Here is a 17,291-nt window from a genome sequence, read left to right as displayed (position 1 = left end):
TCGCAATAAAACGAAACACAGCGATACCGCGGCGAAAGGACTGCGCGGCGCCACGGCCGCACCATCAGGCTTCCTCATTCACACACACGGGAAGTCTCATGAAGCACTGGATCAAACGTTCTCTTTTCGGCCTCTTCGGCGGCGCACTGGTTGTCGGCAGCATCGCGGGTTGCGCGGCCCATCGTCACGGTTGGGGCGAAGGCGATTCGGCCGAGTTCCGGGCCAAGGTGGTCGAACGCGTCAGCAGCAAGCTCGAACTCGACGGCGCGCAGAAGCAGAAGCTCAACGTGCTGGCCGACAAGCTGCACGCCCAACGCATGGCGATGCGCGGCAGCGGCGACCCGCGGGCGCAGTTCAAGGCGCTGTTTGCCGGCGACAAGCTGGACCAGGCGGGTGCTGGCAAGCTGGTCGACGAGAAGACTGCGGCGTTGCGCGCGGGCAGCCCGGAAGTCATCGCCGCCGCGGCTGATTTCTTCGACGGCCTGAATCCGTCACAGCAGCAGAAGGTCCGCGAGTTCATGGACCGCGGCCGTCGCTGGGGCCATCGTGGCTGAGGCCGCAGGCTTTCGGGATTTGCCCGGCTGGGGCCGCGTCGGCCAGCGCGTTACGACGGTGGAACCGGCGGTGCTGCCCGGCGCCGTGCGCGGCGGTGTTCGCGCACTGCTGCGCCTCGAGGGCGTCGTGCTGCTGGCCGGTGCACTCGTCGCCTACGACCAGGTCGGCGCCGGCTGGAGCGCTTTCGCGCTGTGGTTCCTTGTGCCGGACCTTTCGTTGCTCGGCTACCTGGCGGGTGCGCGTACGGGGGCCTTGCTCTACAACGCGGCGCATTCGTATGTCGGGCCGGCCGCCCTGATCGGATTCGGCGCGCTCGCGGCGCAACCGGCTGTGCTGGCGCTGGGCCTGGTGTGGATGGCGCACATCGGGTTCGACCGCATGCTGGGCTATGGCCTCAAGTACGGCAGCGGCTTCGGCGCCACGCACCTGGGCCAAGTCGGTAAGCGCGATGCCTGGTGAGGATTGGAGTGGGGCGGCGACGCCGCTGCGCCGTCACAATCCCGCCATGCCGCGCATCCTCCTGATCGACGACGACGAGCACCTGGCCGCGCCGCTCGCGACCTACTTCGCGCGATTCGACTGTGTGCTCGACAACGCGACGCGGCCGAGCGAAGGACTGGCCAAGCTGCGCGCAACGCACTACGACGCCGCCATCCTCGACGTGATGCTGCCCGAGATGGACGGTTTCGCGCTGTGCCGACAGATCCGCGGCGAAAGCGACATCCCGATCGTGATGCTCACCGCGCGCGGCGAGGTGATGGACCGCGTGGTCGGCCTCGAACTCGGCGCCGACGACTACCTGCCCAAGCCATTCGAGCCGCGCGAACTGGTCGCGCGCGTGCAGACCATCCTGCGGCGGCAACGCGCGCGTCCCGCCGGTCCGGCGGCTGCGGCGCAGCGCCTTGTCTTCGATGGCCTGACCATCGACCTGGACCGGCGCGAAGTGCTGCGCCAGGGCGGGCAAGTCGAGCTCACCGGCACCGAGTTCGAGTTGCTGGCGTTGCTCGCCGCCGAGCCCGGCAAGGTGTTCAGTCGCGACGACATCCTCAACCGCCTTCGGGGTCACGAGGCCGACCTGTACACCCGCGCGGTCGACATCGTCGTGAGTCGGCTGCGCAAGAAGCTGGAACCGCTCGACTGCATCAAGACACTGCGCAACGCGGGCTACACGCTGGCGGTCGCGCGCGGCGAGGGCGCGTGAGGCGCGGCGCGCACAGCGGCAGGCGGCGCTGGAGGCGCTCCTTGCGCGTGCGCCTCGTCATGTGGTTCCTGGTGCTGGCGCTGTTGATGGCGGGCGTGTTCATCTTCGGCATGCAGAAGTCGTTCTCCGGCGGCTGGGCCGAGGCCGCGCGGCCGATGCTCACCGACTACGCCGACCGGCTCGTCGCGGAGATCGGCACGCCACCGGACGTGGCGCGCGCGCAGGCGCTGACACAGCGGCTGCCGATCAGCATCCGGATCATGGGCCCGGCCGTGAACTGGGATTCGCATCCCGACCAGAAGACCGGCCCCTGGCGGTACGAGCGCGGACTCTCCGAAGATCGTTGGTTCGTGCGGCCCACCGCCGACGGCCATCGCATCGTGTTCGGCTGGGCGCCGCGCATCTGGCAGGGCGCGCCGCATGCCATCGGATGGTTCACCCTGGCCGCCTTGCTCCTGCTCGTCGTGCTCGTCTATGCGGCCGTGAGCCGACTGCTTCGGCCGCTCATCGACATCCGCGAAGGTGCGGAGCGCTTCGGGCGCGGCGAATTCGCGCAGCCCATTCCCGTCCGGCGCCGTGACGATCTCGGTGACCTCGCCCAGCGCATCAACACCATGGCGCACGACATCCAGGGCATGCTCGACGCCAAGCGCGCGCTGTTGCTGGCGCTGAGCCACGAACTGCGCTCGCCCCTGACGCGCGCACGGCTCAATGCCGAACTGCTGCCCGATGCACCCGAAGGCGCCGCGGAACGCGACGCGCTGCTGCGCGACCTCAACGAGATGCGCGACTTGATCAGCGACCTGCTCGAAAGCGAGCGTCTGGCGAGCCCGCATGCGGCGCTTCAGCGCGAGCCAGTCGACCTGGCGGCGCTCATTCGTGAGGTGGCGGCCGAGTTGCCGCACGGCGAGTCGATCGCGCTCGAACTTGCCGCCGACCTGCCGCCACGCCCGCTCGACCGCACGCGGGCGCGCCTGCTCGTGCGCAACCTGCTCGACAACGCCTTGCGCTACAGCGCCGGTGCGGCACTGCCGCCGCGCGTCTTGCTGGAAGCGGAAGGCACAGGCGTGCGCCTCGAAGTTCGCGACTTCGGTCCTGGCGTGGACGACGCGCAGCTCGAGCACCTGGCCGAACCGTTCTATCGCACCGACAGCGCACGGCAGCGCGCCACCGGCGGCGTGGGCCTGGGCATGTACCTGTGCCGACTGGTTGCCGAAGCGCACGGCGGTTCGCTGGAAGTGCGCAATGCGCATCCCGGTCTGGCCATTGCCGTGCGGCTTGCGTGACGCGATCGCGCGAGGCTCGCGATCCGGCGAACGGACTTCCTGCATTGCAGTGAGGTACGGGTCCGTGTATTTCAGAAGGACATTCGCGATCGGTTTTTGGCGTACGCTCGCGAGCGTGCGACCGCCCTTTCATGCCGGGCCGCCTTGACGGTTCGGGTCATCGAAAGCATGGTGGGTCGAACTCGAATTCATTCGGAGGAGGACGCGTATGGCCTGGTTTTCGCATCCCCGGAAGCAGCAAAGGGCGCTGACCTCGCTCGCGAGCGAGGCACCGTCATCCCTCTGGTTGCAGGCGCTGGAACCGCGTGTGTTGCTGGACGCCGCCACGGCCGCCACGGCGGCCTCGGCCGTGAAGGTGGTCGAGGCGGCTCACGCCGCCGAAGTGCCTGACGCCGCTGCGGCCAGTGCCGACCTGGTCCATGCGTTGCAGCAGGTCAGTGCGCAGTTCGTTGCCCCCCCGCCGCCGGTCAACGTCTACTTCATCGACCGCACCCTGCCCGACACCCAGGCCCTGGTGGCGTCGCTTGGCCCCGCTGCCGAAGTGCATTTCATCGAGCCCGGTGCCGATGGCTTGCAGACCATCGCGCAGGCGCTGCAAGGCCGCAGCAACATTGCCTCCATACAGATCGTGAGCCATGGCGGCGAAGCTGAGCTGCACCTTGGCCGGGACATCCTCACCGACACGAGCATGCAGGGCGAATACCGCGACGTGCTTGCGGCCATTGGCAGCAGCCTGTCCGCCAACGGCGACATCCTCATCTACGGTTGCGACTTCGCCGAAGGCGCGGATGGTCAGCGGGCGATGCAGGTGTTGGCGGGCATCACGGGGGCCGACGTGGCCGCTTCCAAGGACGCCACCGGCGCGGCATCGCTGGGCGGCGACTGGACCCTGGAAAGCCATGTGGGCAACATCGAGGCCCAACCGATCGCGGCGCCCGATTGGGACCATCTGGCCGCGGCGCCGACGCTGACGCTGGATGCCGACAATTCGACCGGCGTGGGCGGAGGCGGCTTCAAGATCGCATCCGGTCCGGGCGGATCTTTTCCGACGCGCATCACGGACACCGACGTGTCGGCCGCCGACGCGGATGGCGACATCAAGAGCCTCACGCTCACGATGGCGGGCTTTGCCAACGGCGTGAACGAGAGCATCACCTTCGGCCTGGGCAATGGCGCCAAGTACGTGCGGATGGACGGCGTCGCGCACGCGCCCATGCTGATCGCGGCCGGGGGGACGACCTTCAAGGTCGACTTCGACGGCACGCAGATCACCGTCACGCGCGACGGCGGCGGCAACATTCCCACGGCCGACCTGAACGCGCTGATGTCGAACATCGGCTACAAGAACGACGTGGCCGCGGCCAGTGCCGTGGTGGGCAACCGTACCGTGAGCTTCGTCCTGAGCGACGGCACCAGCAGTTCTGCGGCGCGCGTCTCGACCATCGGCGGCACCAAGCAGCCGCGCTTCATCAACTCGACCGATGGCTACGGCACCATCAATGCCTCCAACACGCAGATGGTGACAATCGCGCTTGGCAGTTCAACCTTTGTCACCGCGCCGTCGAATGGCTTCGGCTACAACGCCGTGGGCTTCAACGTGGCGGATGGCTATGCGTATGGCATCAACCAGGCCAACCTCGTGCGCATCGGCTCCGATGGGTCGGCCGTCATCGTAGGGCCGATCAATTCCGCCGGCGCGCCTTCCACATTTGCGGGCGCCTTCATCGCGGGGGACATAGGCCCGGATGGGCTGCTGTACGCCTTCAACGGGACTTCCAAGGAGTTGCACGCCATCAACGTCACGACAAATACGTATGTGCGCTCGATCACCTTCAACACGCCCGGGGCCACCCCGAACATCGCGGACATCGCATGGCGGGCCGCGGACGACAAGTTCTATGGCGTGGCGCCGGGCATAGGGCTGGTCTCGATCGACCGCACCACGGGCGCCACCATCGTCATTGGCGCCACCGGCGTGAACGGCGCGTTCGGCGGCATGTATGCCGACGCGACGGGGAGTGTCTACGGCATTTCCACGACCACCGGCCAGGTCTACAAGTTCGACCTGACGACGGGCAAGGCCACCGCGGTGCCCAATACCAACCTGGGCGCCTTTTCCGGTTCCGATGCGTTTGCAAGCAGCGCTGGCCGGCTGACCAACAGCCCGCCCATCGCGGTGAACGACGGCGTGTTCGCGGTCACCACCGGCTCGCTGGTGCTCAACCCGATGGTCAACGACAGCGATGCCGATGGCGACGTGCTGCGCGTGAGCGCCATCGCGGGCGTCACCATCACGCCGGGCTTGATCCAGAACATTCCGGTGCTGCATGGCACGGTGCAGGTGGCGCGCGACGGCACCATCACCTACATCCCCACGCCGGGCTACGTGGGGCCGTCCAGCTTCGACTACACGGTCGACGACGGCTTCGGCGGGCAGGCCACGGCCACCGAGAGTTTCAACGTGGTCGCGCCGCCCAACCGGCCGCCGGTGCCCGTCAACGACACCGGCACGGCCACCGAGGACTCGCCGCTCGTGGTCTCGGCCAGCACGGGCCTGCTGGCCAACGACGTCGATCCCGATGGCGACACGCTGAGCATCACCAGCTTCACCGTGGCCGGCGTGGCCGGCACCATCACCGCGGGCAACCCGGCCACGATTCCCGGCGTGGGCGTGCTCACCATCAATGCCGACGGCGGCTACCGCTTCGTGCCGGCGCCCAACTACAACGGCCCGGTGCCGGTGGCCACCTACACCGTGAGCGATGGCCTGGTGAGCGCCACCGCCACGCTCACCCTCACGGTCACCGCGGACAACGATCCGCCGGTGGCCGCCAACGACACCGGCACCGCGACCGAGGACATCCCGCTGGTGGTGCCGAAGGCCAGCGGCCTGCTGGCCAACGACACCGACGTGGACGGCGACACGCTGACCATCACCGGCTTCACCATCGCGGGCATCAGCGGCACCCGGCCGGTGGGCAGCCCCACGACCATCCCCGGCGTGGGCGCGCTCACCATCAACGCCGACGGCAGCTACAGCTTCACGCCCGCGCCCAACTACCACGGCCCGGTGCCCGTCGCCACCTACACGGTCAGCGACGGCCAGGTCACGACCACCGCGACGCTCACGCTTTCCGTGACCTCGGTGAACGACCCGCCCGCGCCCGCCAACGACACCGGCACCGCCACCGAGGACACGCCGCTGGTGGTGCCCAAGGCGACCGGCCTGCTCGCCAACGACACCGACGTTGACGGCGACACGCTGACCATCACCAGCTTCACGGTGCCCGGCGTGGCCGGCATCATCACCGCGGGCAGCCCGGCCACCATCCCCGGCGTGGGCGTGCTCACCATCAACCCCGACGGCAGCTACAGCTTCACCCCCGCGCCCAACTACAACGGCGCTGTGCCGGTGGCCACCTACACGGTGAGCGACGGCGTGGCGACCAGCACCGCGACGCTGACGCTGACCGTCACCGCGGTGAACGACCCGCCGACACCCGTCAACGACACGGGCACAGCCACGGAGGACACGCCGCTGATCGTGCCGGCCGCCAGCGGCCTGCTGAGCAACGACAGCGACCCTGACGGCGACCCGTTGACCATCGTCGAATTCAATGTGCCCGGCCTGATCGGCACCACGCCCGCCGGCAGCCCGGCCACGATCCCCGGCGTGGGAGTGCTCGTCATCAACGCAAACGGCAGCTACAGCTTCACCCCGGAGCCCAACTACAACGGCCCCGTTCCCCTCGTCTCCTACACGGTGAGCGACGGCAAGGACACCACCGACGGAACGCTGACCCTCTCGGTGACCCCGGTCAACGACCCACCGGTGGCCGGCGACGACGACATCGGCACGCCCCGCGACACGCCGGTGCCCGTCGACCTGCTGGGCAACGACACCGATGTCGACGGCGACACGCTGACGATCTTCTCCATCAATGGTGTCGTGCTCACGCCCGGCGCGGCGCAGGACATCCCGGTGGCCGGCGGCAGCGTGCACGTCGCCGCCAACGGTGACCTGATCTTCAATCCGGCGCCGGGCTTCGTCGGCACCGGCCAGTTCGACTATGTGGTGCAGGACCCGTCGGGCGCGCAGGGGACGGGCACCGCCAACGTCACCGTGTCGGACATTCCGCTGGCCCAGGACGATGGTCCGCAGCCGACCGAGCCCGGCACGCCGGCGTCCGGCAACGTCCTCGACAACGACATCGCGGGCGTCGGCCCGCCCATCACGGTCACGCAATTCACGCTGGACATCAACGGCGACGGCACGCCCGAAGTCTTCGCCGTGCCCCCGGGCGGCAGCGCCACGACGCCGCTCACCGACAACACCGGCAAGGCGATCGGCACGATGGTCATCGGCGCGAACGGCGACTACACCTTCACGCCGGACCCTGGCTACAAGGGGCCGGTGCCCGTCGCCACCTACACGATCAGCAACGGCATCAGCACAGCCACCGCGACGCTCGGCTTCGACGACGTTCCCGATGCCCCGCCGGTGGCTGCGAACGACGGGCCTTTCACCACGGTGCCGAACACGCCCGTGAACGGCGTGCTCCTCCCCAATGACAGCGACCCGAATGGCGACCCGGTGACCGTCACGCGGTTCAGCATCGACGTGGATGGCGATGGCACGGACGAAGACTTCACGGTGCCCCCGGGCGGCAGTTTCACGGCGCCCATCAAGGACGCCAGCGGCAAGGCCATCGGAACGCTCACCATCGGTTCCGGTGGCAGCTTCACGTTCACGCCAGACCCGGCCTGGGGCGGGCCGGTGCCTGTCGCGAGCTACACGGTCAGCGACGGCACCCTGACCGGCGAGGCGACGCTGGCTTTCACCGACGTGCCCAACGTGCCGCCGGTCGCGGTGGACGATGGCCCGGTGGCGACGGCGCACGACACGCCGGTGACGGGCAACCTGCTCACGAACGACACCGACGCCAACGGCGACCCGCTGACGGTCACGCAGTTCACCATCGACACCAACGGCGATGGCACGCCCGACGGTCCGTTCGCCGTCCCGCCCGGCGGCAGCGTGCCGATCAACATCCTCGACGCCAGCCACAACCCGCTCGGCACGATGGTGATCGGCTCGGATGGAACATTCACCTTCACGCCCGCTCCCACGTACAAGGGCCCGGTGCCCGCCACGACCTACACCGTCAGCGATGGCGTGTCCACCGACACCGGCACGCTGTCCTTTGCCGACGTGCCCGATGCGCCGCCCGTCGCCACGGCGGACGGACCCTTCGTCACGGTCGCCAACGTGCCGGTGTCCGGCAACGTGCTCACCAACGACACCGACCCCAACACCGCCGACACGCTGACCGTCACGCAGTTCAGCGTCGACATCGACGGCGACGGCACGCCCGACGTGTTCACCGTGCCAACGGGCGGCACCGCCACCGCGACAGTCAAGGACAACGTCGGCAAGACCGTGGGCACCGTGACCCTGGGCTCCGACGGCGCGTTCAGCTTCGTGCCCGACCCGGCCTGGAAAGGGCCGGTGCCAGTCACGACCTACACCCTCAGCGACGGCAGCGCCACCGACACCGCCACGCTCAGCTTCGACGACGTGCCCGACCGGCCGCCCGTCGCCACGGCCGACGGCCTGATCCCGACCGCGTCGAACACGCCGGTGTCGGGCAACGTCCTCACCAACGACACCGACCCGAACGGCGACACGCTCACGGTCACGCAGTTCACGGTCGCCACCGACGGCGCGCTGGTGAGCTTCGACGTGCCGCCGGGCGGCAGCTATACCGCCACCTTGCGCGACACCACCGGCAACCCGATCGGCACGCTCACCATCGGTTCCGACGGCGCCTTCACCTTCACGCCGGACGAGTTGTTCAAGGGCCCCGTGCCCGTGACGACCTACACCGTGAGCGACGGCACCACCACCGCCGACAGCACGCTGAGCTTCGCGAACGTGCCCAACGCGCCGCCGGTGGCGGTGGACGACGGTCCGATCATCACGTCGCCCAACGCGCCGGTGCTGGGCAACATGCTCGACAACGACATCAACTCGAACGACGAACCGCTGACGGTCACGCAGTTCAGCATCGACACCAACGGCGACGGCACGCCCGAAGTCTTCACGGTGCCGCCGGGCGGCAGCATCACGGCCAACCTCACCGACAGCAGCGGCACCCCCATCGGCACGCTCACGATCACATCGACCGGCGACTACACCTTCACGCCCACGCCCACCTACAAGGGCCCGGTGCCCGCGACCACCTACACGACCAGCGACGGCGGCAGCACCGACACCGGCATCCTGGGCTTCGCGGACGTGCCCGACGCGCCGCCGGTGGCGCAGGCCTTGGGGCCGCTGCCGACCGCGCCGGACACCCCCGTGTCGGCCAACGTCCTCACGACCGCCACCGACCCCAACGGCGATCCGCTCACGGTCACGCAGTTCGCGGTGGACCTCGACGGCGACGGCAAGCCCGATGCGCTGATCTTCCCGCCGGGCGGCGGCACCATCAGCGTGCCGGCCACCGATGCCAGCCAGCGCGCCATCGGCACGTTCGACTTCGGCTCGGACGGTTCCGTCACCTTCACGCCGGCGCCCGGCTACCAGGGGCCGGTGCCGCTCGTGAGCTTCACGGTCAGCGACGGCACCAACGACGACACCGCATTCCTGACCTTCGCCAACGTGCCGGACTTGCCGCCAGTGGCCGTCGACGACGGGCCGGTGCCGACCCTGCCGGGCGCGCCGGTGTCCGGCAATGCGCTCGCCAACGACACCGATCCGAACAGCGACCCGCTCACCCTCACGCAGTTCACCGTGGACACCAACGGCGACGGCACGCCGGAGGTCTTCACCGTGCCGCTGGGCGGCAGCGTCGAGGTGCCGCTCGCCGATGCCGGAAATCATCCGCTCGGCACACTCGTCATCGGCTCCGACGGCAGCTATGCCTTCACCCCGGCGCCGGGCTACAGGGGACCGGTGCCCGCCTCGAGCTACACGGTCAGCGATGGCCTCCAGACCGACACCGGCACGCTGAGCTTCGCCGACGTGCCCAACGCGCCGCCCGCGCCCGGCAACGACGGGCCGGTCGCCATCGTTCCCGACACGCCGGTCAGCGGCAATGTCATCGCCAACGACATCGACCCCAACGGCGACCCGCTGACGGTCACCGCCTTCAGCGTGGACACGGATGGCGACGGCGTGCCCGAGACATTCACCGTGCCCGCCGGCGGCAGCGCGACAGCCTCGATCAAGGACAACAGCGGCAACCCCGTGGGGACCCTCACGCTGGACTCGGATGGGCGCTACATCTTCACGCCGGCGCCCGGATACCGCGGCCCGGTGCCCGGCGCGAGCGTCACGGTAAGCGACGGCATCGACACCGCCACATCGACGCTGGGTTTCGCGGACGTGCCGACGCTGCCGCCGGTCGTGGCGGGCGAGACGGTCTCGACGGACGAGAACACGCCGCTGGTCGTCGCGGGCCCAGGCTTGCTGGCCAACGACAGCGATCCCGAAGGCCATGCACTGCACGTCGCCAGCTATGCGGTCGATGGCCTGCCGGGCACGATCGCGGCAGGCCAACCCACCGACATCCCCGGTGTCGGCGTGCTGACCATCAACGCCGACGGCAGCTACAGCTTCGTGCCGGCGCCCAACTTCAGCGGGGCGGTGCCGGGTGTGCACTACACGGTCGCCGACAGTGACGGCGGCGAAACCACTGCCAGCCTCGTCATCGCCGTGAAGGCGGTGAACGAACCACCCGTGGTGGCCAACCAGGCCGCGACGGTGACCGCCGGCGGCAGCCTGGACGTGGGTGCGCGCAACGGCCTGCTGTCGAACGACAGCGACCCGGATGGCGACTCCTTGACGATCAGCAACTTCTACGTCGCGGGTGTGCCGGGGCCGGTGGCCGCGGGCGTGCCGCTGGTGATCGACGGCGTCGGCACGCTCACCGTCAACGCCGACGGCAGCTACAGCTTCAAGCCTGTCCCGGACTTCACCGGCGACCTGGTGGTCGACTTCACCGTGGCGGATGGCAGGGGCGGCTTCACGGCCGGCACGTTGACGCTGCATGTCGAGTTGCCGAACCTGTACCTTGGCGACTATCCCTTCGTCTATGCGCCGGAGGAGGCGCCTTCATTCGAGGGTGCCGGCGGACTGCCTCCCCCTGCGTCCGGCGTGATCCTGGGCGTCGTGAACGACATCGCCTGGCTCGGCGGTGCCGGACCGGACCTGGCAATGGAGCCGGCCTTGCGCGCTGGCGTCGGCATGGATCGTCCGTGGCGCCTCGGCGAGGACGGCGTGCAGCGCGACCGGGTCGCGGATCGCCTCGGGCTGCGTGCGCGCGACGGCTTCGACGTCGCGCCGCGCTCGATCATGTCCTTGCGCACCGCCGACGTTCGGCTGGAACTCTACGCTGTCGAGCAGCAGGTCTGGATCGACGTCAACGACCAGCCAGCGTCCGGCAAGTCGCCCATCACGCAGGTTCAGGTGGCCATGGGCAACGGGTCGGCGCGTCCTGCGTGGATCCGGACCGATGGCCGCGGCTACATCGCCATCGATCGTCCGGCCGGCACGGAACGCCTGCAACTTCGCATCACGGTGGAGCGCAGGAACGGCGCGTCGCGCTCGCATGTCATCGAGATCGATTTCAACGGCGGCGAGATGCGGCAGCTCGGCAAGACTGTCGAGCACAAGGCCGGCAAGGACACGCCGAAGGCTGGCGGCAAGACGGCGTCGCTGGACTTCGCGGCGCAACTGGCGCTGGCCATGCGTAGGCCTTCGACGGCCGATCCGGAGCTGCTCGCGGCGCTGGCCTGGCAGGAGGAAGCCGTCGCGCTGGCGCTGGATTGAGCCTTGAGCCCAGGCCCGCTCAATACGCGTGCCAGAGTGCCGCGAAGAAGTGGCAGACGCTGCCGGCCAGCACGAACAGGTGCCAGACGAAGTGCGCGTACCGCAGCTTCGAATCGAGCAGGAACACGACCGCGCCCGCGGTGTACGCCAGCCCGCCCGCGACCAGCCAGCCGAGTCCGGCCGGCGACATGCGCTCGTACAGCGGCACCGCCGCGATCAGGGCCATCCAGCCCATCGCCACGTAGAGGCCGGTGGACCACAGCGGATGCTTCAGCCGGTCGAACAGCTTGGCGCCGACGCCGAGCACGGCCGCGCAGCTGACGGCGGCGAACAGCACCCAGCCCACCGGCCCGCGCAGCACGCCCAGCAGGAAGGGCATGTAGCTGCCCGCGATGAAGAGGTAGATGGCCGCGTGGTCGAGCCGGTTCAGGAGCACCTTGGCGCGGCCGGCCGGCAGCGCGTGGTACAGCGTCGAAACCAGGTAAAGCACGATGGCGGTGCTCGCGAACAGCGATGCGCCGATGATGTTGGCCGCCTGGCCGTGCATCGACGCGTTGTAGACCAGGATCGGCAGTGATGCCACCGCCAGCAGCAGGCCCAGGCCGTGGCTGATCGCGTTGGCGATTTCCTCGCCGAGGGTCTGGATTCGGGGTGGCGTCAGCGTGCTCATCGGGCCATTGTGCACACGTCGGTTGTCGCGCGCGCTACGCCGCACGGCTGATGCCCCGGCTAGCATCCAACTCCATCACGCTATTCCCAAGGAGACACCATGTCCGCCACCACGCTCACCAACCACCAGGTCCGCCTGGCCAAGCGCCCCGAAACCACTGCCACGCGCGAGCACTGGAACTTCACGACCGAACCGGTTGGCGAACCGGCCGAGGGCGGCGTGCTCATCAAGACGCTGACGCTGTCGCTGGACCCGGCCATGCGCGGCTGGCTCAACGATGCGAAGAGCTACATCCCGCCCGTGGCCATCGGCGAAGTGATGCGTGCCGGCGGCATCGGCCGCGTGGTCGCGTCGAAGAACCCGGCGTTTGCCGTGGGCGACACGGTGTACGGCACGCTGGGCGTGCAGGAGTACATGGTCATCGAGCAGGACCAGACCAAGCGCAACGGCCTGGTGAAGATCGACCTGCGCGCCGGCACCATCGGCCAATGGCTCAACGTGCTCGGCATGCCCGGCATGACCGGCTACTTCGGCCTCATGGACGTCGGCCAGCCGAAGCCGGGCGAGACGGTCGTCGTCTCCGGCGCGGCCGGCGCGGTCGGCCAGACGGTGGGCCAACTCGCCAAGATCAAGGGCTGCCGCGTGGTCGGCATCGCGGGCGGCGCCGCCAAGTGCGACTGGGTGGTGAAGGAGCTGGGCTTCGACGCCTGCATCGACTACAAGGCCGGCGAGGGCGCCGTGCGCGCGGGGCTGAAGGAACACTGCCCCAAGGGCGTGGACATCTACTTCGACAACGTCGGCGGCGAGATCCTCGACCAGGTGCTGGCCAAGCTGGCGCGCAAGGCCCGCGTCATCATCTGCGGTGCGATCAGCCAGTACAACAACGCCAACAGCATGCCGGCCGCCGGCCCGCGCAACTACCTGAGCCTGCTGGTCAACCGTGCGCGCATGGAAGGCATCGTCGTATTCGACTATGCCGATCGCTATCACATCGCCATCGCCGAACTCGCCGGCTACCTGAAGGACGGACGCATGAAGAGCAAGGAAGACACGGTGAAGGGCATCGACACCTTCCCCGAGGCGCTGAACAAGCTGTTCGCGGGCGAGAACTTCGGCAAGCTGGTGCTGGAAGTCGCAGCCGACTGACGCCATGGCCGCGCCGGAACCCTGGTACCTGCCCGTCGGCGACGAGGTGCAGGTGTTCGAGGCGGCCCGGCGCGCGCGGCTGCCGGTGCTGCTGAAGGGGCCGACCGGCTGCGGCAAGACGCGCTTCATCGAGCACATGGCCTGGCGCTTGTGGGGCCAGCCGTTGGTCACGGTGGCCTGCCACGAAGACCTCACGGCCAACGACCTGGTCGGACGCTACCTGCTCTCGGCCGACAGCACCGTCTGGACGGACGGCCCGCTGACACGCGCGGTGCGCACCGGCGCGATCTGCTATCTCGACGAAGTAGTCGAGGCGCGCAAGGACACCACCGTCGTGATCCATCCGCTGACCGACCACCGCCGCATGCTGCCGATCGAGAAGACCGGCGAACTGCTCGAGGCGCACCCGGACTTCCTGCTCGTCATCTCCTACAACCCCGGCTACCAGAGCAGCCTCAAGGACCTGAAGCCATCGACGCGGCAGCGCTTCGTGAGCCTGGAGTTCAACTACCCGGCCGTCGATGTCGAGGCGACCATCGTCGCGCATGAAAGCGGTGTCGATGCGGCGATGGCGCATCGGCTCGCGACCATCGGCGACAAGGTGCGTGCGCTGCGTGAACACGGATTGACGGACGGCGTGAGCACGCGCCTGCTGGTCTACACCGGGCAACTGATCGCCGGCGGCATCGCGCCACGCCGCGCCTGCGACATCGCGATCACGCATGCGATCAGCGACGAGCCCGACGTGCAGCAGGCGCTCGCGGACATCGTCGACGTGCTGCTGCCATGAACGACCCCGGCGCGGCGCACGCGGTTCGTTTCGAACAGCTGCACCGCGCGATGGCGCTGTTCGCGCAAGGGCTGGGCGGCAGGGCGAAGGCGGTCCAGCTGGAAGGCGAGGGCGCTGGCGACGCGCAGGCCATCCGCCTGCCTGCGGTGACGGACGACTTCGGCTCGCGGCGAGAGAACCATGGCGCTTGCCGCGTCGCCGTGCTGCGGCAGCTGGGCGATGCCGATGCCGCGCCCGAGTTCCATCGATGGCCGCGACCGACCCTCGCGCGACGGGTTTACCGCTGGCTCGAAAGGCTGCGCATCGACAGCGTGATCGAGCGTCGCTACCCGGGCGCGGTGGGCGATCTGCAGCGTGTTCGAGCGCATGCCTTGGCCCGCCGCGCGCCTGTGTGCGATGAAGCGCGACCGATGCATTCGGTGATCGACGGACTCGCGCGCTTCACGCTGGGCGCGGGACGCTCCGATTCCGTCGATTCCGTCGATCCCCTTGGTCTAGCTGATCCCGTTGGTCTAGTTGGTGCCGTTGATCCCACTGGTCGCACGCAGCCGCGGAGCAACCCCATGCTCGATCGCATCCTCGACCTCGCCGCCACGGTGCAGGCAGAAGCTGCCGATGCACGCCACAGCCTGCGCGTCACAGCTGCGATCTGCGCCGTGCTCGACGCCGCAGCGCGACCGAGGCGGGCGACGTCTTTCGTCGAGGCAACGGGCGAGGCGCCATACGATGGCCTGCGGGCAGGCCGCGTCGATGGCGATGCGCCGGACGGCGATAGCACCAACGGCGATGCCGGCGATGGCGGCTGGAGCGCCGCGCTGGCCTTCAACTTCGACGCGGCGGACGCCGACCCGCCCGCCAAAGCGCAGCGATCCGCCACGAGCGCCCCATCGTCACCCCCGCCAGCCGCCACGCACAGCTACTTCCATGACGAATGGGACCACACCGCGCGGCGCTACCTGCCCGACTGGTGCCAGGTCCGCGAGCGGCGCCTGCGCGGCGACAACATCCGCTTCCTGCACGACCTGCGCGAGCGACATGCCGTCTTGCGCGGCGAGGTGCGCCACCGGTTCGCGGCCATCCGTCCGGCCTTTCGCCAGCGCGTGCATCGAAGGCTCGACGGCGACGAGATCGACCTCGACGCTGCCATCGCGGAAGCCGTGGAGCGTCGCGCGGGCCGGCTCGCCGAGGGCCGCGTCTTCATCGCCGCGCAGCAACCGCGCCGTGACGTGTGCGCCGCCTTCCTGGTCGACATGAGCGGCTCTACCGGCTTCCTCGTACCGGACGCAATGGCGCAGGCCGCGAGCGAAGACGATGACGACGATGACTACCTCTACCAGGGCCGTGTCGCCATGCGCGCCGCGCAGCGCCCCGCGCGCCGCCGCGTGATCGACATCGCCGCCGATGCGCTGGGCCTCATGTGCGATGCGCTGCACGAGTTGGGCGACCGTCATGCGGTCTACGGATTCTCCGGGGAGGGGCGCCACAACGTCGCCTTCCACGTGGCCAAGGCCTTCGACGACCCGTGGTCCGCGCGTACGGCCGCGGCGCTCGCCGCGATGCAGCCGATGGGCGCCACGCGCACCGGCGCGGCCATCCGCCATGCCACGATGCGGCTGGCGCGCGAGCCCGCGGCCACGCGCGTACTCATCGTCGTGTCCGACGGCTATCCGCAGGACAGCGACTACGGCCCCGTGCGAGGCGATGCGGCCTACGGCATCCATGACACGGCACGTGCCTTGCGCGAGGCGGAGCAATCGGGCATCGACACCTTCTGCATCGCCATCGACCCGGCCGGCCACGACTACCTGCGCACCACGTGCGCGCCCGACCGCTACCTCGTCATCGACGATGTCAGCGCCTTGCCGGCGCAGCTCGGCAAGGTCTACCGCGCGCTCACGGTTCGCTGACGACGAAGCGCTCGCCGCCGAGCAGCCCGCTGGCCGCAGCCGCCTCGCGCCGCACCGCCTGGGCGATCACGCCGTCGACCGAAGGGTCGAAACCCCCCGTCGCGCCCAGGGCGGTAAGCACGGCGCAGACATGCCCGGCATGGTCGTACACCGGCGCGGCCACGGCGCTGATGCCGCGCTGGTAGGTGTCGCGCACCGTGGCGCAATGGTGATGTCGCAGTTCTTCGCACACCTGACCGATCGGGTCCTTGGCGTCGAGCTGCGCGCGCATCTCGGGGGAGGCCGCGGTCCATTCCTCCTGGGCCAGCGCCCGAACGCGCGAGCCGGCGAGCAGCCCGAGGAACACGCGCCCGGTGGCCGACCACAGCATCGACATCACCGAGCCGACGCGCACGTTCACCGTCACCGGCAGGCCGGGCTCCTCGAAGCGCACGATGGTCGGCCCCTTGTTGCCCATCACGGCCACGAAGCAGGTCACCTCCAGGCTCTCGCGCAGACGGATCAGCGAAGGCTCGGCCACGCGGATCGGGTCGGCCTGGCGCATCGCGGCCAGCCCGATCTGGATGGCTTCCGCACCCAGGTGGTAGTGCTGCGAGCCGGCGTCCTGCGCCACCAGGCCTTCTTCCATGAGGCTGGCCAGGTAGCGATGGACCTTGGCAGGGCTCTCCTCGATGTGCGCTGCCAATGCCGTCAGGCTGGCGCGACCACCGAGGCGCGCCAGTCCCTTCAGCACGGCCATGCCGGTCTCGGCGGATTGAACGCGCTGGCGGCGGTTGGGGGCGTTGGCGAGTGCAGGCATGAGGTGGAAGGGTAAACACCAAAACGCAATTACGCATTGCGTATCAAACTTACGCTATTCGTACATACCCCTCTCAAGCCGAGCCGTCTCGACTGGATCCC

At 69.1% G+C, this 17,291-nt stretch carries 10 protein-coding genes; 8 read left to right on the top strand and 2 right to left on the bottom strand.

Translation table 11 applies throughout. The features are described 5' to 3' along the window. Positions 1-98: 98 nt before the first annotated feature. From HCU76_RS14735 to HCU76_RS14715, 5 genes are all read left to right on the top strand, one after another. On the top strand, positions 99-554 hold the full coding sequence (locus HCU76_RS14735) for a Spy/CpxP family protein refolding chaperone (RefSeq protein ID WP_218509799.1): 456 nt from the start codon (positions 99-101) through the stop codon (positions 552-554). After that, positions 547-1,014 carry a DUF4260 domain-containing protein gene (locus HCU76_RS14730; RefSeq protein WP_218509798.1) on the top strand — a complete coding sequence of 156 codons (468 nt, stop codon included), beginning with the start codon at positions 547-549 and terminating at the stop codon, positions 1,012-1,014. The genes HCU76_RS14735 and HCU76_RS14730 overlap by 8 nt, the downstream gene beginning before the upstream one ends. A 46-nt stretch (positions 1,015-1,060) precedes the next feature. Then, positions 1,061-1,756 carry a response regulator transcription factor gene (locus tag HCU76_RS14725; protein WP_218509797.1) on the top strand — a complete coding sequence of 232 codons (696 nt, stop codon included), beginning with the start codon at positions 1,061-1,063 and terminating at the stop codon, positions 1,754-1,756. Next, positions 1,753-3,042, top strand: coding sequence for an ATP-binding protein (locus tag HCU76_RS14720; protein WP_371319829.1), 1,290 nt, complete (start codon positions 1,753-1,755; stop codon positions 3,040-3,042). The genes HCU76_RS14725 and HCU76_RS14720 overlap by 4 nt, the downstream gene beginning before the upstream one ends. Positions 3,043-3,250: 208 nt before the next feature. Then, positions 3,251-11,878: an Ig-like domain-containing protein gene (locus HCU76_RS14715; RefSeq protein WP_218509796.1), complete on the top strand. Its 8,628-nt coding sequence runs from the start codon at positions 3,251-3,253 to the stop codon at positions 11,876-11,878. 19 nt (positions 11,879-11,897) lie between these two features. On the opposite strand, the gene HCU76_RS14710 is transcribed toward HCU76_RS14715, so the two are convergent. Next, on the bottom strand, positions 11,898-12,548 hold the full coding sequence (locus tag HCU76_RS14710; protein ID WP_218509795.1) for a hemolysin III family protein: 651 nt from the start codon (positions 12,546-12,548) through the stop codon (positions 11,898-11,900). Positions 12,549-12,647: 99 nt separating this feature from the next. Here HCU76_RS14710 and HCU76_RS14705 point away from each other — a divergent pair, with 99 nt between their 5' ends. From HCU76_RS14705 to HCU76_RS14695, 3 genes are read left to right on the top strand one after another with little or no spacing between them, the layout of a single operon-like run. Beyond that, a complete protein-coding gene (locus HCU76_RS14705) occupies positions 12,648-13,694 on the top strand; it encodes an NADP-dependent oxidoreductase (RefSeq protein WP_218509794.1) in 1,047 nt (348 codons plus the stop codon). 4 nt (positions 13,695-13,698) lie between these two features. Further along, positions 13,699-14,484: a CbbQ/NirQ/NorQ/GpvN family protein gene (locus HCU76_RS14700; protein ID WP_218509793.1), complete on the top strand. Its 786-nt coding sequence runs from the start codon at positions 13,699-13,701 to the stop codon at positions 14,482-14,484. Further along, positions 14,481-16,391 (top strand): nitric oxide reductase activation protein NorD, encoded by a 1,911-nt coding sequence (locus HCU76_RS14695; protein WP_218509792.1) that lies wholly within the window; start codon positions 14,481-14,483, stop codon positions 16,389-16,391. Before HCU76_RS14700 ends, HCU76_RS14695 begins: the two co-directional genes overlap by 4 nt. Here the strand turns inward: HCU76_RS14695 and HCU76_RS14690 are convergent. Beyond that, positions 16,378-17,190 carry an IclR family transcriptional regulator gene (locus HCU76_RS14690; RefSeq protein WP_213958445.1) on the bottom strand — a complete coding sequence of 271 codons (813 nt, stop codon included), beginning with the start codon at positions 17,188-17,190 and terminating at the stop codon, positions 16,378-16,380. The two genes, HCU76_RS14695 and HCU76_RS14690, sit on opposite strands and share 14 nt — an antisense overlap. Positions 17,191-17,291 lie beyond the last annotated feature (101 nt).

Source organism: Variovorax sp. dw_308 (assembly GCF_019207085.1).
In the GTDB taxonomy this organism is placed as follows: Bacteria; Pseudomonadota; Gammaproteobacteria; order Burkholderiales; family Burkholderiaceae_C; genus Variovorax.
Note: the sequence above shows the minus strand (reverse complement) of the source record. Positions and strands in the feature narration are given on the sequence as shown.